18 protein-coding genes and 1 pseudogene are annotated in these 19,686 nt (G+C 55.7%); 9 read left to right on the top strand and 10 right to left on the bottom strand.

Annotated features, from left to right (window positions below):
- Positions 1-18 precede the first annotated feature (18 nt).
- Positions 19-924: a LysR family transcriptional regulator gene (locus tag AC2FLU_RS20015; protein WP_496812093.1), complete on the bottom strand. Its 906-nt coding sequence runs from the start codon at positions 922-924 to the stop codon at positions 19-21.
- Positions 925-1,027: 103 nt separating this feature from the next.
- On the opposite strand from AC2FLU_RS20015, the gene AC2FLU_RS20010 reads away from it, so the two are divergent.
- From AC2FLU_RS20010 to AC2FLU_RS19990, 5 genes are read left to right on the top strand one after another with little or no spacing between them, the layout of a single operon-like run.
- Positions 1,028-2,470, top strand: coding sequence for an aldehyde dehydrogenase family protein (locus AC2FLU_RS20010; RefSeq protein ID WP_480520114.1), 1,443 nt, complete (start codon positions 1,028-1,030; stop codon positions 2,468-2,470).
- Positions 2,470-3,444: a membrane dipeptidase gene (locus AC2FLU_RS20005; protein WP_480625286.1), complete on the top strand. Its 975-nt coding sequence runs from the start codon at positions 2,470-2,472 to the stop codon at positions 3,442-3,444. The genes AC2FLU_RS20010 and AC2FLU_RS20005 overlap by 1 nt, the downstream gene beginning before the upstream one ends.
- A gap of 4 nt (positions 3,445-3,448) precedes the next feature.
- Positions 3,449-5,137 (top strand): hypothetical protein, encoded by a 1,689-nt coding sequence (locus AC2FLU_RS20000; protein ID WP_496715659.1) that lies wholly within the window; start codon positions 3,449-3,451, stop codon positions 5,135-5,137.
- Positions 5,134-5,763: a DUF3726 domain-containing protein gene (locus AC2FLU_RS19995; protein ID WP_496715658.1), complete on the top strand. Its 630-nt coding sequence runs from the start codon at positions 5,134-5,136 to the stop codon at positions 5,761-5,763. Before AC2FLU_RS20000 ends, AC2FLU_RS19995 begins: the two co-directional genes overlap by 4 nt.
- Before the next feature lie 11 nt (positions 5,764-5,774).
- The gene (locus AC2FLU_RS19990) at positions 5,775-6,794 is read left to right on the top strand and encodes an Ldh family oxidoreductase (RefSeq protein ID WP_480555327.1); all 1,020 of its coding nucleotides are present in this window, start codon (positions 5,775-5,777) and stop codon (positions 6,792-6,794) included.
- 41 nt (positions 6,795-6,835) lie between these two features.
- Here AC2FLU_RS19990 and glyA read toward each other — a convergent pair whose 3' ends face one another.
- The gene (glyA, locus tag AC2FLU_RS19985; protein WP_496715656.1) at positions 6,836-8,143 is read right to left on the bottom strand and encodes a serine hydroxymethyltransferase; all 1,308 of its coding nucleotides are present in this window, start codon (positions 8,141-8,143) and stop codon (positions 6,836-6,838) included.
- Between the two features lie 90 nt (positions 8,144-8,233).
- Here glyA and AC2FLU_RS19980 point away from each other — a divergent pair, with 90 nt between their 5' ends.
- The gene (locus AC2FLU_RS19980) at positions 8,234-9,118 is read left to right on the top strand and encodes a LysR family transcriptional regulator (RefSeq protein ID WP_496808259.1); all 885 of its coding nucleotides are present in this window, start codon (positions 8,234-8,236) and stop codon (positions 9,116-9,118) included.
- A gap of 410 nt (positions 9,119-9,528) precedes the next feature.
- Here the strand turns inward: AC2FLU_RS19980 and AC2FLU_RS19975 are convergent, their stop codons facing one another.
- The 8 genes from AC2FLU_RS19975 to AC2FLU_RS19940 all read right to left on the bottom strand — a co-directional run bounded on the left by AC2FLU_RS19975 (position 9,529) and on the right by AC2FLU_RS19940 (position 16,938).
- Entirely contained in the window at positions 9,529-11,046 is a 1,518-nt protein-coding gene (locus AC2FLU_RS19975; protein WP_480556023.1) for an aldehyde dehydrogenase family protein, read from the bottom strand.
- 34 nt (positions 11,047-11,080) lie between these two features.
- A complete protein-coding gene (locus tag AC2FLU_RS19970) occupies positions 11,081-11,425 on the bottom strand; it encodes a cupin domain-containing protein (RefSeq protein WP_480474664.1) in 345 nt (114 codons plus the stop codon).
- The gene (locus AC2FLU_RS19965; RefSeq protein ID WP_480556022.1) at positions 11,422-11,787 is read right to left on the bottom strand and encodes a cupin domain-containing protein; all 366 of its coding nucleotides are present in this window, start codon (positions 11,785-11,787) and stop codon (positions 11,422-11,424) included. Before AC2FLU_RS19965 ends, AC2FLU_RS19970 begins: the two co-directional genes overlap by 4 nt.
- Positions 11,784-13,070 carry a glycosyltransferase gene (locus AC2FLU_RS19960; protein WP_480556021.1) on the bottom strand — a complete coding sequence of 429 codons (1,287 nt, stop codon included), beginning with the start codon at positions 13,068-13,070 and terminating at the stop codon, positions 11,784-11,786. The genes AC2FLU_RS19965 and AC2FLU_RS19960 overlap by 4 nt, the downstream gene beginning before the upstream one ends.
- Before the next feature lie 24 nt (positions 13,071-13,094).
- Positions 13,095-14,108 (bottom strand): ABC transporter ATP-binding protein, encoded by a 1,014-nt coding sequence (locus tag AC2FLU_RS19955; protein ID WP_496808258.1) that lies wholly within the window; start codon positions 14,106-14,108, stop codon positions 13,095-13,097.
- Between the two features lie 44 nt (positions 14,109-14,152).
- Positions 14,153-14,935, bottom strand: a complete 783-nt coding sequence (locus AC2FLU_RS19950) for an ABC transporter permease (RefSeq protein WP_480474656.1) — start codon at positions 14,933-14,935, stop codon at positions 14,153-14,155.
- Positions 14,935-15,789 carry an ABC transporter permease gene (locus AC2FLU_RS19945; RefSeq protein ID WP_480556018.1) on the bottom strand — a complete coding sequence of 285 codons (855 nt, stop codon included), beginning with the start codon at positions 15,787-15,789 and terminating at the stop codon, positions 14,935-14,937. Before AC2FLU_RS19945 ends, AC2FLU_RS19950 begins: the two co-directional genes overlap by 1 nt.
- Positions 15,790-15,867: 78 nt before the next feature.
- The gene (locus AC2FLU_RS19940) at positions 15,868-16,938 is read right to left on the bottom strand and encodes a polyamine ABC transporter substrate-binding protein (protein ID WP_480474652.1); all 1,071 of its coding nucleotides are present in this window, start codon (positions 16,936-16,938) and stop codon (positions 15,868-15,870) included.
- 178 nt (positions 16,939-17,116) lie between these two features.
- On the opposite strand from AC2FLU_RS19940, the gene AC2FLU_RS19935 reads away from it, so the two are divergent.
- From AC2FLU_RS19935 to AC2FLU_RS19925, 3 genes and pseudogenes are all read left to right on the top strand, one after another.
- A complete protein-coding gene (locus AC2FLU_RS19935) occupies positions 17,117-18,040 on the top strand; it encodes a GntR family transcriptional regulator (RefSeq protein ID WP_480623284.1) in 924 nt (307 codons plus the stop codon).
- Between the two features lie 7 nt (positions 18,041-18,047).
- Positions 18,048-19,337 (top strand): nucleotide disphospho-sugar-binding domain-containing protein, encoded by a 1,290-nt coding sequence (locus AC2FLU_RS19930; protein ID WP_480474648.1) that lies wholly within the window; start codon positions 18,048-18,050, stop codon positions 19,335-19,337.
- 178 nt (positions 19,338-19,515) lie between these two features.
- Positions 19,516-19,677 (top strand): annotated as a pseudogene (locus tag AC2FLU_RS19925) (transposase); the annotation flags it as partial.
- Positions 19,678-19,686: the final 9 nt, after the last annotated feature.

Here is a 19,686-nt window from a genome sequence, read left to right as displayed (position 1 = left end):
TTGTGTTTTTGAGCAGGGTTAATCCAAAACTGGCTCCTGCACCAAGCCAGTGTTTCCGAAACCGCTCGACAGGATATACGAACAGCAGGCCTGGGTGATCTCGCGGAAGCGGGCTTTTTCCCGACGGTAAAGATATACCTCTCGCTTGTCCGGCAAATCTGAAATCGGGCGAAAGGCGACCGCGTCCGGGATGAATTGCGCGACGGTCTGCGGCAGGACCGTGATCCACTGGCCTGCCCTGACCGTTGTGATCAGCGAGTGCGTGTTGTGAATAGTAACCTCGGCCCGGTCCAGAATTTTTTTGAACGAGGATGATTCAATGATGTCGCACAAGGCGTTTCGCACGAAGGGTGCCGCCATCAGGTCACGGATTTCGGGCGGTTTGGCCTGTGTCATAAGCGGATGATCAGAAGCTGCAACGAGTCCGAACTGATCCTGAAACAGAGGCTCGGTACTGACCCCGTTCAGGGGATGATGGCCGGATGCAATGCCGATATCCGCCTTATCCCCGGCAACGGCGTCCAGAACCTGTTGCGAATCCCCGTCTCGCAACTCGATCTTCAATCCGGGAAAGCGTGATGCCATATGTCCCAGCAAGGCGGGAAAGACCAAAGCTCCCACAGACGGCACGGATACGATACGGATCAACCCATGTTCCGCCTGCGCCGCCATTTCTATGTTCAGAACAGTCTGATCAAAATCGCGCACCTGTTTGAGCGCAAGGTCCAGAACCTGCTGACCCAGCGGCGACAGGTGATTTTTCCGTTCACCTTCAAACAGTTTCTTGCCCAGATGATCTTCAAACTGTTTCAGCATCATTGAGACGGCGGATTGTGTCCGACCCAGACGGCTGGCAGCCTCGGCAAGGTTTCCGGTTTGGGCCACGGTACAAAAACACCGCAGCATCTCGACTTTCATCGCCATACTTCAAACTTTCTGAAGTTTACTAAAGTTATTTGAGTTTGACTGATGTTAGTCGAAAGTTCCATCCTTACCCAAATCGAAATTTGCGAATTTGGGGCCTGACGTGACCAAACTGAACCTGATTGCCGGCGAATGGCTGGCGGGCGAAAGCGAAATTGAAAACCGCAATCCTTCGGATTTAAGCGATCTGGTTGGCATGTTCACACAGGCCAGCGCCGATCAGCTTGAGGCGACTCTGGATCAGGCGCGCGTCGCGCAGACCGAATGGGCTGCCTACGGGTTGGAGCGGAAACAGGCCGTCCTGAACGCCATCGGCAACGAGTTGATGGCCCGCGCCGAAGAACTGGGTACATTGCTGAGCCGCGAGGAAGGCAAGCCGCTGGCCGAAGGCAAGGGTGAGGTTTACCGGGCCGGTCAGTTCTTCACTTATTACGCCGCCGAGTGTCTGCGCCAGATCGGTGAAAACGCCGATTCCGTACGCCCCGATATCGAAGTGGATGTGCGCCGCGAAGCCGTTGGCGTTGTCGCAATCATCAGCCCGTGGAACTTCCCCACTGCAACGGCCTCGTGGAAGATTGCCCCGGCGCTGTGCTATGGCAACGCGATTGTGTGGAAACCCGCCAACATCACCCCCGCCTCGGCTGTGGCCCTGACTGAAATCATCGAACGGCAGGATGTCCCGAAAGGTCTGTTCAGCCTTGTGATGGGCTCGGGCCGTTCGGTTGGGCAACGTCTGGTGGAAAGCCCCAAGGTCAATGCGATTTCCTTCACCGGATCGGTGCCCGTAGGCAAAGGTATCGCCGCCGCAGCAATCCAGAACCTGACCAAAGTGCAAATGGAGATGGGGTCTAAAAACGCGCTGGCCGTGATGGACGACGCCGATCTGGATCTGGCGGTGACGCTGGCTCTGGGCGGGGCCTTTGGTGGCACCGGTCAGAAATGCACCGCCTCGTCGCGTCTTGTAGTTCACGCGGGCATCCATGATGCCTTTGTCGAGAAACTGGTTGCCGGTGCGCAGGCAATGAAAGTGGGTCACGCGCTGGAAGCGGGCGTGCAGATGGGTCCCGTCGTCAGTCAGCAGCAATTGAATGAAAACCTCACCTATGTCGACCTGGGCAAATCCGAAGGGGCCGAGCTGGCCTGTGGCGGTCAGCGCCTGGAGATGCCCCATGACGGGTTCTACATGTCGCCGGGCGTGTTCCTGAACACCACCAACGACATGCGCATCAATCGCGAAGAAATGTTCGCACCGCTTACATCCGTCATCAAGGTCGGCAGCTATGACGAGGCGCTGAGCGTGGTCAACGACACCAATTTCGGCCTGACCTCAGGCATCGTGACCAAATCACTGGCCCGCGCCACCCATTTCCGCCGCAACGCGCGCACCGGCGTGGTGACGGTTAACCTGCCCACCGCTGGCACCGATTACCACGTACCATTCGGTGGCCGGGGCGACAGCTCGTACGGACCGCGCGAACAAGGCAAGGCGGCAGCCGAGTTCTATACAACCGTCAAAACCGCCTATATCAGCGCAGGCCCGGTCTGATGCGGATCGACGGCCTGCAATATACCAACTGGTCGGAGAAGATCTTCCGCCAGCTGCGCGAAGGGGGCGTGGACGCGATCCATGTCACCATCTCCTATCATGAGAACTTTCGCGAAACGGTTCTGAATTTCGAGAAATGGAACCGTTGGTTCGAGCAGTACCCAGATCTGATCATGAAGGGCCGGTGGGCCAGCGATATAGACTCAGCCCGTAAAACGGGCCGGACCGCAGTGTTTTTCGGGTTTCAGAACCCGTCGCCCATTGAAGACGATATCGGGCTGGTTGAAATTCTGCATGATTTGGGCGCGCGGTTCATGCAACTGACCTATAACAACCAATCCCTGCTTGCGACCGGTTGTTATGAGGCCGAAGACACCGGCATAACCAGAATGGGCAAGCAGGTGATCAAAGAGATGAACCGCGTGGGCCTTGTGGTGGATATGAGCCATTCGGCAGACCGGTCCACAATCGAAGCGGCTGAGATTTCGGACCGGCCCATCGCAATCACACATGCCAATCCGCACGAATGGTCCCCGGCCCTGCGCAACAAGCGAGATGATGTCATCCGCGCCGTGACTGAAAACGGTGGGATGCTGGGTTTTTCGGTCTACCCTCACCACCTGAAGGACAAGTCCGACTGCACTCTGGAGAGCTTTTGCGAGATGATCGCCCGCACTGCGGACAAATATGGGGCCGAACATCTGGGGATCGGCACTGACCTGTGCCAGGATCAGCCTGACAGCATCGTTGAATGGATGCGTGTGGGGCGGTGGACAAAAGAAATCGACTATGGCGAAGGCTCGGCCTCGGCCCCGGGGTTTCCACCAATGCCGGGCTGGTTTCAGGACAACCGAGACTTTGGAAACATCGAACAAGGGTTACGCGCGACCGGCCTGAACGATGACGAAGTGGCCGGGATCATGGGCAGGAACTGGTATCGGTTCTTTGCCGAGAACTTCGTCCCACAAAGGTAACCAAATGGAACCACACGCGCAGACAGAGATCGCCAGACGTGACCCCGCTATGGTCATGCGACTGTCACGACTGGGATCACTACACCAATGTCGGCTCAGCTTTATGCGGCAACTGACACGCCGCATGGCCGATGAAAACTGGAGATTTTCGCGCCCTGCATTTGAAATTGACGACAAAGGTGTCGGGCATGCGGTCTATACCGCGCAAGGCCCCGATCGCGCCTATTCGCTGGTCGCCTTTGCCCATGACCTGCCTGCCGATCAACGGTCAGACCGGGTTATTGCCGAAGCGTGGGACGCCACCTTTGCGCTGTTCGATGGCATCCCCACGCCAGAAGACATAGATCGCCTGTCCCTGAACGTACCGCTGCAAGAGGCAGGGCGTGTCAGCGAAACCGAATTGTCACTGTCACGCGCCAACCGTTCCGTGCGACTCTGGGCTCATGTGGTGGATCGTCTGGCTGCGGGCCAGCAACCGGACCTGGAACAGATTTATCAGGTCGGCTATCTGATGAGGACCACGGCTGTTTACGGGTCGGGCAAATTCGGCGCTGCGGATCGTGAGAAAACGGCGGACCGGAATGAGGTCAGTGGTCCCTTCCAGATCGAAATGCTGTCAGTCTATCTGACCCGAGTTTTTGTACGCGATCTGGTGCAATGTATGGCGCAGGTCAAAGGCGGGGATCAGACCTCTGCGCTTAATCCTGAAATCGCACGCTGGCTGGGCATCGGAAATTCCACAGGACTGGGAATGGCGCCGTTCATCGTGAACCATCCCGTTCTGTTCAACAACTGGATCATGGCGCGGGAAGAGGCCATCTCGCGCGTGCGGTCAATTGAGACAGCAACCGAAAAAGACGCGCGTGTCTTTCGCGACGTTTTCGCGCGCAGCAAACAGTCAATCACGTGGTGGCAATCTGAACACCCGATACAGGTTGAAAAACTCGCTGCGCTAAAGGACGACCTGAATTCAATCAGCGCATTTCTGGCTACGGACGACCTGACACAAGACCATCCGTGGGATCGAATGATCCGATGGTCGGAAACTGCGCTCAGCGAAGAAGGCCAGGAGTTGCTGGCCTCGCTGATCCTTGAGCCTTACGGAGATGTCGTGGACGGGCTGTCTAGCTGCATGGCGGACACAAATGCGGCTGCACAGGTGATTGATGGAGCGACGCGGGTATCCGATGTGCGCGACTTGATCCGCCAAAGCTTTGACTGGGCGCTGGACCTTGATTGGAGTGATCCGAAAAACTGCGCGCGGGCATGGTACGTTTCCGAAGAGAAACTGGAACCCCGACTGGGTGAACGGTTTGAAGAACCGATTGCAGACTATGAACAACCGCTCGCGCCCGCGCGTGATGCGGCACTGGCTTTCAAGGCTTTGCAAGAGTGGCCGGATGATGCGCCGATAGCAGAGTTTCTTATGCGCCACCCTGAGCACCGCCACACCGTACGCCGCGCACAAATCAGCCGTGTCGCGCCATATGGTGAGATCCATGACAACACAATCGGCGCAAACGTGATGCCCATCGATATGTTGCGCGCAAAACTATCCTTCTTTGGCGCGACGCATTTCGACCCTCGTTCAGATCGCTGGGTCCGCATCTGCATGTATGCCGGCGCCCCCTACCCCGATGAGCTAAATACCGCGAACGCAGATTTGTGGGTTTATCCGGAGGTTGCGCAATGACCTTTTCATTGAACGAAGTCGAAGCAACAGCCAAACGCGCAACTCGTGGGGCCGGATATGCCTGGGGCGTGGCGGAAGAGGCTGCGAAAGCCACCCGGTGGCTAAACGCCCAAGGGTTCGACGGGCCCGCCATTCTGGCCCAACTGCTCAAACGTGAATATGCGCCCTGTCTGGAACGCCACATTCCTGTGCTTCAGAACGGAGTATGGGTTGGCCAACAAGACCTGTGCCCCCTGATGACCGGAGCTGCGATATCGGATTCACCGACCGTCCTGTCCCAAGGCACCATTTCGATTTCAAATCTCGCGGCACCGCTGCTGTTGCTGCCCTTTGTCGCTGCGGGGGCCAAAAAACTGGGAACGACAGTAAAAGTCACCTTTGACGGGTATGCTGCGATAACTGATGGTGTTCATTTAAGCTGCGCAGACTGCAATTTAGACCGCGCTGATCATGTTGAGATAACTGAGGGCGGCCACATTCAAAACAGTCGTCCTCTGCAAAGCCGTGCCGCCCCAAATGCAGAGGTGTGGCAGATCCTCGACTCCATGGCGCACCGTACATATGCCCCTGCAACTGAAGAATCCCGACTGCTTGGCGCTGGTTCCGGCCTGTCGGACAATGACTGAAGGATCATCAGATGACCGAGACCCAAACCCTGTCGCTTGCCGAAATCGAAAAGCTGTCCTTCACCGCGTTGGTTGCCGCTGGCACAAGTGAAGAAAACGCGCGCCCTCTGGCCGTGGCCACGGCGGCAACCGAAGCAGATGGGGTGGCCAGTCATGGTCTGGCTTATATCCCGATCTACTGTGAACATGTACAATGCGGGAAGGTCGACGGTCAGGCAGTACCGACGCTGGAAACCCCGCGCCCCGGCCTTATCCGTGTAGACGCTGCGACCGGGTTCGCACATGCAGCCATTGACCTGGGCTTCGAAGCATTGATCACGGCGGCACGCGAACAGGGCATCGCGGCCCTTGCGATCACCAACAGCTACAATTGCGGTGTGTTGGGTTATCACACGTATCGACTGGCGCAGGCGGGCCTGGTTGGTCTTGGATTCACCAATGCACCTGCATCCATTGCTCCTTCGGGTGGATCGAAGCCCGTTGTCGGCACCAACCCGTTCTCTGTTGCGGTACCGGGTCCAGACGGACAACCCGCGTTGCTGATCGACCAGAGCGCCAGCACCATCGCCAAAAGCGAAGTGATGAAACACGCCAGAGAAGGCAAAGCCATTCCGGTCGGCTGGGCGCTGGACCCGGATGGAAACCCGACAACAGACCCGAATGTCGGTCTGAAAGGAAGCATGGCCCCATCCGGCGGATACAAAGGTGTGGGTATCGCTTTGCTGACTGAAATCATGGCGGCCGCTTTGACGGGGTCTACACTTGGGCTGCATGCCTCTCCGTTCTCGGGGACGGTCGGGGGTCCACCGAAAACCGGGCAGTTCTTCATCGCTATTGACCCTGCGGTTTCGTCAAATGGACTGTTTTCAAACGCAATTTCGGACTTGGTCGCGTCGATCAGAAATCAGGACGGCGCGCACCTGCCCGGAGATGGGCGCCGTGCATGTCGCCTTGCGGCAGGTCAAAAAGGTGTCGCCGTCAACTCTGCTACATTGGCCAGAATTGAGGCGATTATTCAGGAAAACAGTTAAGAGCAGCCACCAGACCGGGCGATTGTGGTGGCCGCTTGCGCCTAGTTCACGAAATGCAGCGTGTCGAATTCACTGCGCCAGGCAGAGACTTCCAAAGCAACAGGCTCGCCGTCCAGACCTCGCCTGATCAAATCGGCGAGGCGCTCGGCATCTTGAGAGGTCATGCCCCAGCGAACCAATTCAGGAGTGCCGATCCGCAACCCATTCAAGTCCCCTTCAACCGGCTTGACAGGCAATCCGATGCCGCATGCAAGAAACCCGCTTTCGCGAAGTTTCTTTGATGCGGCCTGCCCTCCGCCATAGGGATCTGCCAGAACTGCGAATTGATGCGAATTGGTGAAGCCTTCCGCACCCGCATAAACGCGAACGCCCCGCGCATCCAACGCGGCGGCAAGTGCTTTTGACAGTGCAATCATCTCGTTTGCGTACACCTGGCCAAAATCTATCCAATCCAGCATCGTAACCGCAAGCGCGGCCGTTTTGGCGGCATCGAAATTGGCCGTCATCCCGGGAAAAGCAATGGCATCCAATGCTTTGGCGATGTCGACATCATTCGACACGATCAATCCACCTGCTGGTCCACCAAGGCTTTTATAGGTGCTCATGGTCATGAAATGCGCGCCCTCATTCAGCGGGTTCGACCATGCACGCCCCGCGATTATCCCGCACTGATGCGCGGCATCGAACATGACTTTCGCGCCAACTTCGTCCGCAATGGCCCGCACCTCGGCAACAGGGTGTTCAAAAAGGTTCAGACTTCCGCCGATCGTAATCAGCTTGGGGCGCTCAACCCGCGCCAGATCGCGCAGCTGGTCCAGATCGACGGTGTAACCTTTTGTGTTTACCGGAGCCTCGATCGTGCGCAGCCCGAACAGCCCTGCACAGCCCGCAGTATGATGGGTCACATGGCCGCCGATCGTTGCAGGCGGAGCGATGATTGTATCCCCTGGCTTACAGGTCGCCATGAAACCATAAAGATTTGCAATTGCGCCCGACGGCACGCGAACCTCTGCAAACCGGGCATCAAAGACCTCTGCGCAAAGCTCGGCCGCGATGACTTCGATTTCTTCGATTGCTTCCAGCCCCATTTCATATTTGTCACCGGGATAGCCCAGCGATGGCCGGGATCCGATACCCGACGACAAAAGCGCCTCGGCCTTGGGGTTCATGACATTTGTCGCGGGGTTGAGGTTGAAACACTCTTTCTCGTGAATGCGGCGGTTTTTCTCTGCCAGATGCACGATCCGGCCCAGTAGGTCGCCGGACGATGCTGATGCTGTCTTTGTTGAGATACTCTGAACCAGCGTTTCGCTTGCGGCGGGCACCCAGTCTCTATGTGCAAGTGTCATCTGACATCCTCCTTTTTCTTCCACTGTGGCCGCTGCTGCGTGACTTCGCAAAGCAGAATTGTTATTTCTTGGCGTAGAAAAACTAAGGCTATGATGATGAGCGTTTCCCCAAAGCGCCCCAAAGGGCCTCCACTGAACGCAATGCGCGCTTTCGAGGCGGCGGCGCGCCACATCAGCTTTGTCGCCGCGGCCGAAGAGTTGAACGTCACACCGGGCGCCATCTCGCAACACATCAAAACGCTGGAAGGCTGGGCCGGTGCACCCCTTTTCCGACGCAACGCACAAGGCGTAGAACTCACGCCCGAGGGGCAATCGCTGGTTGCTGGATTTACCCGGGCTTTTGACCAATTGGCCGACGCGACCCAGGCGCTGCGCAACCTTAAACCCAATGCAGATTTTCATATCGCTGCCTTGCCGGCCATTGCTCAACTCTGGCTCCCCAAAAGGCTACGCCAGATCCGATCTCATTTTCCCGACATCAGTTTTTCCGTCACAGCGCTGGAAGCGCCGCCGAGCCTTGGGCGCGAACTGTTCGACCTGTCAATCTTCTTCGCTCCACCGAACGACACGGCAAATCAGGTGGTTGTTTGCCCGGACGAAATCGTGCCGGTTTGTGCCCCGACACTTAAGGACCAAATATGCCGCGCAAACGGTTTTCGGGATTTACCGTTGCTGCACGATCTGGTGTGGAGTGAAGATTGGACCAAATGGGCCCAGCACTCTGGCTATGACCTGTATAATGCCAAAGGTGGTGCTCAATTCTCCCTCTACAGTCTGGCCGTAGAGGAAGCCAAGGCGGGCGCAGGAATACTGATGGGACACCTGTGCCTGATCGAAGACGCCCTGGCCAAGGGCGAGCTGATCGTTGCGCATACCAAGTCGTTTCAAACCAACCGAGGACTGGTGATTCAATTGCCACAACGCACGCGCAGGAGACTGGAAACGGACCAGATTGTTGCCTGGTTGTCCCGTTGACCGAAGCCACTGACTTTCGGGTTATGAGGCTGACGAGATGAGGACGTTAAGCAATTGATCGAGTGGATCAATTGTAGTCTGAACGGCCTGTGTTGAGATTATTCGACCCGGTTGCGGGAGCCGGATTTGGCCTATGTCGAATGTCAGAGGAACTATTAATCTAACGGACAAACAGTACACATGCCCCGGTTGTTTAGATAAATGACCTTATTGGGACGGATGGCAGACCCACAGTAGAAAAGCGCTGAAGATGTCTTGCGGATTTTTCAGCCATTGGCCCGCTTGTGCCGGAGGGCCGCGGACTACCCGAACTGGACATTCTAAAATAGACATTGCAGTTCCGGTTGGCGGGACAAACCTGCCGTTAGCTCATCATCCGTTGTAGAGTCGATCAGGTCGCACCGATCACCCTAGCCGGTGTGCTTTCTCCCGCCTTGTACGTCATCTGAATAGAACCAGTCGTCGGGATATGGATACCACCAGTCCGCCTCCTTCGCCTTCGGGTCGATCACGACCATCTTGGATCGCCTGAATGCCTCGAGTCCCTGAAGGCCTAGCGTGCGTCCAAGTCCAGAATTCTTGATACCGCCAAAAGGCAAGGCATCGTTGTCCACCAGCGGGTTGTTGACCCAAACCATCCCCACCTGTAGTTCATTCACCCCCTGAAATGCCTCCTCCAAGTCGCTGGTAAACAGGCATCCGCCAAGGCCGAACTGCGACGCGTTTGCCAGTTCAAGTGCTTGGTCAAAGTCGCTAACCCGAATGACCGAAGCGACCGGCCCAAAGACCTCTTCCTGAGTTAGCAACATGTCCGCCGTCACGCCGGTCAGGATCGTTGGTTCGAAAAACCAACCTGGCCCTGCATCATCCGGGATACAGCCTCCTACTTCAACCACCGCGCCTTTCTCCGTTGCATCGCGCACCAGCCGCACGACCTTATCTCGCGCTTCCTTGGAGGCCAGAGGTCCAATTTCCGCCACCCCCATGCCGTCGCCGATGCGCAGTTTCCGGGTTCTGGCCACGAACTCGTCGACAAAATCGTCATATACATCATCGACCACAAAAATCCGTTCAGACGATGTGCAAACCTGACCCGACTGCAAAAAGGCAGCAGTCACTGCTCCGGCAGCAGCGACCGCGATGTCGGCGTGTTTACTGACGATAAGTGGATCGCTCCCGCCAGCCTCGATAATTGCCGGTTTTAGACTCTCTGCTGCGGCCACTGCGACTGCACGACCTGTCGGCACGGACCCTGTAAAGGCGACCACATGGGTTTTGGGGCTGGCAATCAACTGTTTACCCACGTCTGCCCCGCCCGACAGGCAAGCAATAAGGTCTTGAGGCAGCGCCTGAAAAAACTCCATGAACGCCATCGTGCACAAAGTTCCTGCGGGTGAGGCTTTCAACACAACACCGTTACCTGCCGCAAGTGATGCGGCCATCGACCAGCAGCCAAGAATGAGGGGGAAATTATATGGAACCACATGCACGGACACGCCGTAGGGCTCGTATGTCTGATACTGAAAAGATCCAGTTTGCATGGTGCCCGCGATCTTGCCCGCGTCATTGCGCGCCATCTCGGCATAGTACCGGAAAACCGGCGGGATATTCGCAATCTCGCCGATCGATTCAGGGTAAGGTTTGCCCGTTTCCAATGTCATCAAACGGGCGACCTCAGTCATGTCGCCGCTTTCGATCTCGTTGGCGATCTGATGCAATACCCGCGCGCGAGACTTGCAGTCCGTTGCAGACCATTTCCTTTGCGCCGCATTGACCCGATCCAGAACCTGGTCCACGATCTGCGGCGACGGTTCACCAAAAACCCCGACGGGCTGCAAGGTAGACGGGTTGACTAGCGTGGTCCCACTACCCTCCAATAGGACATGCCTAGGGTTTAGGTAGTAGCTGGATTTGAACGGGTCACGCATTGGGCAGCCCCCTTGTTTAACAGGCATTGCGCCGTTAGCGGATCATGTACACTTTCTTGACCGTCTCGTGGACAGTGCATACGCCTTTCCAGTCCTGCGGAAAAAAGGCCGCCGTATCGGGCGTAATCTCAATTACCTCTCCGTTTTCATGGACATAGGTACAGCGGCCTTCCAGAAAGTGGCAGAACTCGTCCTTGGTGACGTGACATTCCCACTTACCGGGAGTGCAGACCCAAAGGCCGCATTCGGACCGGCCGTCAGGCCCCTTGTGGATCAGCTTTCCCGACGTGCGGGATTGCCCTTCAATCATCGTCGGGATTACCCCCCAATCGACAAGGTCAGTCTGCTGGAGCGGGTTTTGCATACTTGGCGTGGTCATGATTCAGGTTCGCGATCCGTTAGGTAGTAAGTGTTGCGCAATGTTTCCACGACCGTGCATTCCCCTACCCAACCGGCGGGGAATAGTACGGCCGTTCCGGGCGTAACTTCGATGCTTTCGCCTGCATCCGACTGATACAGCGCACGGCCCTGCACAAAATAGCAAAACTCGTCACGCGGGATCGTTAGGCGCCAACGGCCTGGAGTACAGACCCATGCGCCGATCTCCGGCCGATTGTCCGGGCCTTTGTGAACCAGCAAGCCCGATGAATGCGACTGGCCTTCAATCATGTCCGGCTGTAACCCCCAGTCCGTAAGGTCGGTGCGGGTCGAGATTTCGGAAAGATGCGGGGCGCTGCTCATTCCGCGGCTTTCAGGATGTCGTCGAGAATGCCAGCTGCCTTGGTCGGACCATGCCGTGACTGCATGTGAGCAGAGGTTGCCGCCATCTTCGCCTGCATTCCTGGATCGTTGATACATTTGTCGAGGGCAAAAGCCAATTCATCATCGGTCCAGTCGTATCGGTGAAACCCGAATCCGTGGCCTGTTTCCTGAACACGAGTGGCGTTATCGTGGCCGTCCCAGACATAGGGCATGATGATTGCTGCTTTACCGAAATACAGGCACTCGGTGAACGAGTTGTTACCGCCATGATGTATCACCGCGTCAACCTGCGGAATTACCGAAGGCTGGGGATACCAGCTCTGTATGTGCACGTTGTCGGGAATGTCTGTGTATTCGTCCATGTAATCCCCGACATTTACGAGCGCCCGGTAGGGCAACTTGGAAATGGTCGAAATGATCCTCTTTAGCAGGTCGGTGTCACCTGCACCAAGCGACCCGAAAGATATATAGAGAAGTGGTTTGTCATTGTTGGACTTAAACGTTGGCACCTCAAAGGGTTCTTCTTCGCGTACGCAACCTTCGAGATACTGGAACCTGTTCGGGTCCAGTGGGTTCTGCCGTTCGTACTTTGCCGGCTCGGGATAAAGCAGAAGGTTCATTGTGGGCGACGCTTCGAAAAACTCTCCGATCGGATAGGCGTCTTCGTTGCATCTGGCCAGGAACGCATTGTAGTCGTCGTGGATCGGCTTGATCACCTCGTGGAACTTTGCCTCATAGGCCTCCATGCCCTCGCGGTCATCCACCCGGCAGCCCGATAAGTGCGGCGGCACAATCGGGTCTGGGATTTCGTTTTCGGAACATGAGATGATCCGCACCCACGGTACGCCGAACTGCTTGATGGCTGGGAACATAATGACATTATCCACGCAGATCATATCTGGTTTGATTTTTGCCAGTACCTCGGGCAGATCTTTTTGCGCCCATTTTGCGCTGTCGACGATCGCCTCCCAGCAATCCTTTACGTAGTTATCGATCTGGTCAATCGGGCTTTTGCGAAAATTTGGGATGTGACCGTTGATGAAATCTTCCCAGAACTTTGCCATCGCCTCGGGTTCCATCGGCTCGGACAGGGCAACAGGATGCGCCTCAAACCCATAACCTTCATATACCTCGACAAAGCCGGGATCGCTTAGAAATACGGCCTTATGGCCCAGTTTCTCGCAGGCCTGCGCGATGCCAACCGAATTCAGCGCAGGGCCAAAGGCAGCTTCGGGGAAGAAGGCGATGGTTTTCTGTGACATTGTAGGTCTCCGGTTAGATTTGGCTTAGCAGTTGGGCAGGATGCGGGAATGTTTGGCGTCCCATACGCAGTGGACATCCTGACCCGGCTGGATACTTTCACGGTCGGCTTGGCTGGCGGGCACGCGGGCGGAAAGGATGCTCCTCCCGCCGCGAACGCGTACATGCACACCCAGGTCTGACCCGTGATAGGCGACTTCTTCGACAATGCCGGGAAGGCAGTTGCGTTCATCTTGAGGGGCGGTCTGCATCAGGTTGACCCGTTCCGGGCGCACAGCAATTGTGGCAGCACCGCGCAGCTCGGAAACACCCCTCAGCATTCCCACCCCGTCGACATCGACACCGCCGTCGACGGCGTTTCCATCCAGAAAGTTCATCACGCCGATAAAATCTGCAACAAAGCGCGATCCGGGTTGTTCGTAGAGCTCGTGAGGAGTACCGACCTGCGCCAGCTTACCGTCATGCAAGACCGCGATCCGGTCGGCCATAACCAGGGCCTCTTCCTGGTCATGGGTCACAATCAGAAATGTAATCCCTACCTCGTGCTGCAACCGTTTGAGCTCCAGCTGCATCTCTTCTCGCAGTTTCTTGTCCAGAGCTGAAAGGGGCTCATCCAGCAACAGGACCTTTGGCCTTTTGATCAGCGCGCGCGCCAAAGCAACCCGCTGTCGCTGCCCACCGGAAAGCTGATCCGGCTTGCGCCCGGCGAAGCCCGAAAGTTTCGCACTTTCGAGAACCTCGGCCACTCGCGTTGCAATTTCGTCCTTGGGCAATTTCTCCATTTCTAACCCATAGGCGATGTTTTTTTCGACGCTCATGTGCGGAAACAAGGCATAGGACTGGAACATCAGGTTCAGGGGCCGCCTGCTGGGGCGTATATTTGTCACGTCCTGCCCGGCAACGATTACCTGTCCTTCCTGTGGTGTTTCGAACCCGGCCAGCGTCCGCAGCAGTGTGGTCTTGCCGCAACCCGATGGGCCCAGAAGTGCAAAAAATTCGTTGTCGCGAATATCCAGCGAAACGTTGTCAATCGCAGTCACCAAACCGTATCTCTTGGTTATATTCCTGAGTTGAATCGCTTGGCTCATCGGCTGAAAACCTCTTTGTCGGCACGCTGCGCGAAGAAGACCAGCGTGAACGATACAAACATGACGATGGTAGCCATCGCATTGATTTCCGGCGTTACGCCAAAGCGGATCATTGCGTAAATCTGCATCGGCAATGTGGTCGAGGATTGCCCGGCACCGGCGGTGAAAAAGGCAATAATGAATTCGTCCACAGACAGGGTGAAAGACAACAGCGCCCCGGCGATAACCCCCGGCGCGATGGCGGGCAGCAGAATGCGACGAAAGGTGGTGAATTCGCTGGCCCCAAGGTCGGCACTGGCCTCAAGTATCGAATGGTCGAAATTGCGCATCCGCGTTCGCACCACGGCGACAACGAACGCAATGTTGAACACGACATGGCTCAGAATGATCGAATGAAGCCCGAGCGTCATGTTGAGCAGAGTGAAAAAGGACAACAGCGCGATGGCCAAAACTATGTCCGGGATGATCATCGGCGCGAACAGAACCGCGTCTAGAACCGAAGAATTACGCCGTGTCTCGACACCGACCGCCAAAAGCGTGCCGATTGTTGTCGCCAGAACGGTCGAGATTAAGGCCACGATTAGCGTGTTGCGCGCCGCCGATAGTATTGGATCCGCGGCAAACAACTTGCCGTACCATTCCAACGAAAACCCGGTCCATACAGTTGGAAGTCCGGCCCGGTTAAAGCTTAGCGCCATGAGCACAAGGATCGGCACATAGAGAAAGGTATAAAACAATACCAGGTGCAGCTTCAGGCCCATGTTGGATCGGCCCCGCATCAGTCCTGCCCTCTCTGTCCCGCTGCACGATTGGCCAATACCGCCTGTGCGAACAAAAGCCCCATCATAATCGCAATCAGGAACATCGACAGCGTTGCTCCGAATGGCCAGTCGCGGGCGCTCAGGAACTGGTCATAGATCAGGTTTCCAACCATCTGAAGTCGCCCGCCACCAAGCAAATCGGGCGTTATGAAATTGCCGATCGACAGCACAAAAACAAAAACACCACCTGCCGCGATGCCGGGAACGGTCTGTGGCAGTATCACCCGGTAGAAAGTGATCCAAGCGGGCGCTCCAAGATCTTCCGAGGCTTCTATGGTTTCGACATTTATGCGGCTCAGCGATGAATAGATCGCCAGAACCACAAAGGGTGTGTAGTTGTAGACAAGTCCAACGATCACCGCGAAATTGTTATATAGCAGAGACAGCGGCTCATCGATCAAGCCTGCCCCCTGGAGAGTATTATTGATCAAGCCCTCGCGGTTCAGCATCACGATCCAGGCGTAAGTGCGGATTAGGTAGTTGGACCAGAACGGCAGGATCACCAAGATCAGCAAACCGGTCTGCCAACGCCGCGGCGCCAGCGTGATGGCATAGGCCGCCGGATAGGCGATGAGGATCGCGATTATGGTGGCCAGAAATGCAATCTTGGCCGAGCGCAGGAAGATTCCGAGGTATAGTGGGTCGGCGGCCCGCACAAAATTTTCAAACGTAAAGACGTAGTCGATGCCGCCATAGATACCGCGTTCAAAGAACGCATAGGTAAAAATAAGACCACACGGCACCACCATAAGAAGCGCAAGCCAACCCAGGCCCGGCCCCAGCAAGATCACCGATTTCAGTCGATTGGTCATATACTTGGCAATCTGTGGAGTGATATCGTATCGGCCCGACCCTTTGTTCGGGTCGGGTTTTGCTCAGGGTTTGATCACTTATTGTGCGGCCATAATTTCGGTCACGGTACGTGCAAAGGGTTTCTGGCCATTGCCGAGATCGCGCAACTGCTCGTACTTGGTAAGGTCTGCAGGCGACATTCCCATGTTCGGGAAGGTTTCGATCAAGGACGGGTCCAGCGCCGCCATCGCAGCCTTGTTCGGCGTTTTGTAAAGGATATTACTGGCAACCCAGACACCGACATCCGCGCCCAAGACATAGTTCACAAAGGCATGCGCCGCGTCTTTGTTTTCAGATGCATCCGTGATGACTAGCGCATCTACCCACAGATCCGATCCTTCTGATGGGATCGTATACTTGATGTCTGCGTTCTCACCGATGCCGTAGTTACACCAGCCATCCCAGGCGTGAACCATCGTTGCCTCGCCCGATACCAACTTCAGATAAAAAGTTGCATCGTCGTAGGCCAGCAGATCCTGCTTCGCCGCAACCAGCAGGTCCTTTGCAGCCGCCAACGTCTCATCCGACGTATCGTTCAGCGACTTTCCGAGGGCTAGCGCGGCAGCTCCCATCAGCCAACGATCCGTCGAGAGCATTGTCACTTTGCCTTTCAGGTCGTCAGAGGGTTTGAGCAGATCATTCCACGAAGTCGGCTCTGCCATCAGGTCTGACCGGTAGCATAAGCCCGTCGTGCCCCAAGCGTATGGCATTGAATAGTTGTTGCCCGGATCATGAGCCAGTTCTTTAGCTTCGTCATACAAGTTGGACGCATTCGGAACCTTATCGTGGTCGATAGCAGCCACCAGCCCCAAGTTGTTTAATGCTTCGGCAAATGGCGACGAGACGAAAAGAACGTCATAGCCCTTGCCCCCACCGGCTACGACTTTGCCCATGATTTCTTCGTTGGTGCCATGCACCGAAAGCTCGGCCTCGATACCGGTTTCCTTGGTGAAATTCTCCAGCAGGTCCGGCGGCATGTAACCGTCCCAGTTCGAGATCACGATTTTTTCTGCTTGGGCCGCTCCGGCGAATACGCTGAGAGCGCAGACCGCCCCGGCTGTGAGCCAAGCAAATGGCAAACGGAACGAATTGGTGAACTTGTTGGTCATGTCTTCCTCCCTTGACATCCGCGCTCGCTTCTGGGGCGAGATATGTGATGCAATCACGGTATTTTTTGATTAAATAAAACTCAACAATTTTTTGAATCATTTTTGTGTGGCCCGATGAAGACATTTAAAGTACCGTTTTTATTGTATATTAATTAAGAATGACGAAAGCCGCCTTGTTATGTCGCCAAGCAAACACTTGAAACTTGCTCAAAAAATACTGGACGTTGCGATGGATCTCGACTTGCATCAGGGCGACAGGCTGGTGGAAAAAACCCTTGCTGATTCGTGCAGCGTCTCTCGCACTCCAGTTAGATCCGCATTGAGGCTACTGGAAAAAGAGGGGATGGCACGCAAAGCGGCAGAAGGTGGGTTTGTCCTAGAATGCGAACCCGAAAAGGGGCATTCGATACTAAACCAGCATTCGGTTGGAGCAGGTGCCGATCTCGCTGGTGACATCCTACGAGATCGCGGAGCCCGACGCCTGGACGGCGCCATCAATGTCACAGACCTGATCCGGCGATATTCAGTTTCACGCAGCGCTGCACAGCGTGCGCTCGAAGCTCTCCTAGCCCAAGGCGTGATTCAGAAAGCCGAAGGCCAATCCTGGGTGTTCACTCGCATGCCAGGAGACCGTTCAGGACGGATTGAGAGCTACGAATTTCGTCTAATACTGGAACCGCAGGCCATTCTGTCCGACGGTTTCAAGTTGGACACCAAGCGCGCCGATCTGGTCCGCACCCAAACCGAAGCGCTTCTGGCGCAGTCGGAAAACTCCTTCAACAGCCAGGAATTCCAAGACGCGGATCTTGCCTTTCACAAGCTTATCGCTCGTTCGTCCGGCAACCAGTATCTAGCTTCTGCTCTCATTGCCCATCATGGGTTGCGCCACCTGCCAGGCGGATCATTCGGTATGATCGACTTTCGGATGAGGCAGGCGCTTGATGAACATCTGCGCATACTTGATTTCATCGAGCAGGGTCATTTCGATCTTGCGGCGGATCAGATGAGGGTTCATTTGCGGCTTTCAATGAACCAAAGACCCAGCGTCGCCAATCGTGGCGCGCCGGCGCTTGTCCAAGCGACCCGCGGGTCAATCCGATGAGTGAATGATGAACCGCGAGGAAGCACCTTTAATCGCTTTTTTCCCTGAAGCTAGTTTTGGGGCTGCACTGAATTGTGTGGGGATCGCTCAGGAGCTTCGCGCAATGGGCGCACTCCCCGTTTTCCTGACCCACGGTGGCTTTGGTGGCGTATTCGCAGATTACGGTTTTGACGAGTTCGCCGTCCCAGTTCAATCAAAGTTGACAGAAGAGGAAACCCAGACCTATTGGCAGGAATTCCTGAGTCATCACCTACCGCATTTTAGCATGCTCCCAACTGACCAACTGGCCACCTATGTAGAGCCCGTTTGGAGCGCAATCGTCGAGACTGCGGAATCGGTTGAGCAGGGGTTGGAAACGGCGCTAGAGCGGATCAACCCGGATGTCGTTGTTCTCGACAACGTCATCATGTTCCCAGCCATCGTACGATCCGAGCGCCCATGGGTCAGGGTCATTTCTTGCGCGGAAACCGAGCTGCCAGACAACTGCCTACCGCCGTACCTGTCCGGCCTGCCGGCATCTGACGTGGCCGGGTGCGCGGCATTCCGGGACCAGTACCTGGAGACCCTTGGCCCAATTCATGCTCGCTACAACAAATTTCGCCAGGATCGGGGACTTGAGCTATTGCCTAATGGTGAGTTCCTAGAAACATCACCGCATCAAAACCTTCTTTTGGCGCCATCGATAATTCGCCACGATCGTGATCAGGCGCTGAGTCCTGGACAATTCACCTTCCTCGAAGGCTGCGTACGCCAAGAAGGTCCCTACCGTGTACCTCAGATGCCCCGTAACGACGGGCCTCTGGTGTATGTGAGTTTTGGTAGCCTGGGTGCTATGGATGTCACATTCTTTGAAAGCCTGTTCGACGTATTCAAGACAATGGACATGAGGTTTCTGGTCAATGTCGGGGCCCAGATCGATGCCTATTCCAGAGTACCAGACAATGTTCATCTGCAGGAATGGTTCCCGCAGCCTTCCGTGGTTGAACAATGCGATCTGTTTATTCACCACGGCGGTAACAACAGCTTTTGCGAAGCGCTGTATTTCGGGGCCCCGTCGCTGATCCTCCCCTATTGCTGGGACGGGCACGATAACGCCCAGCGAGCAGTTGAAACCAGTGTCGGACTCAGGTTAAATCGGTGGGATTGGACGCCGGAGCAGTTGGAGAATGCGATTAACCGACTACTTGGGGACGCGGAGCTAAAGGCCCGGCTGGCTGCGAACTCAGAGTTCATGCGGTTGAGAAAGTCGGTTCAGTTAGCTGCTCAGAAAATTCTGGATTGTGTAAAACCTAACTGAATCTAGTTTTGTCCCGTCGGTCATCCGTTTTGTAATTAAGGATGGAAGGGAACATCGCAACGAACTCTTAATCACTGAACCTAAAGTGTAGGTTTTGGGCTTATTCTGGCGAAAAACTATTCGTTGATTGACGCACAAATCGCTGATTCAATTTCCGTACTGAACGGGGGAATGAGCGATGAAGGGGCCAAGGCAGCAAACACAAGGGTCACTGTTCTACGAATTCTCGATTGAGGATCATGTTCCGCAAGACCATATTCTTCGAGGTATAGACCGGTTCGTCGAACTGTCTGATATCCGTCGGCACCTTGCTCCGTTCTACAATTCGACTAGCCGACCGTTGAACTGC

The sequence above is a fragment of the Ruegeria sp. SAZD013 genome (assembly GCF_059612525.1).
The sequence above is the reverse complement of the archived record's forward strand: the minus strand, read 5'-3'. Positions and strand labels throughout refer to the sequence as shown.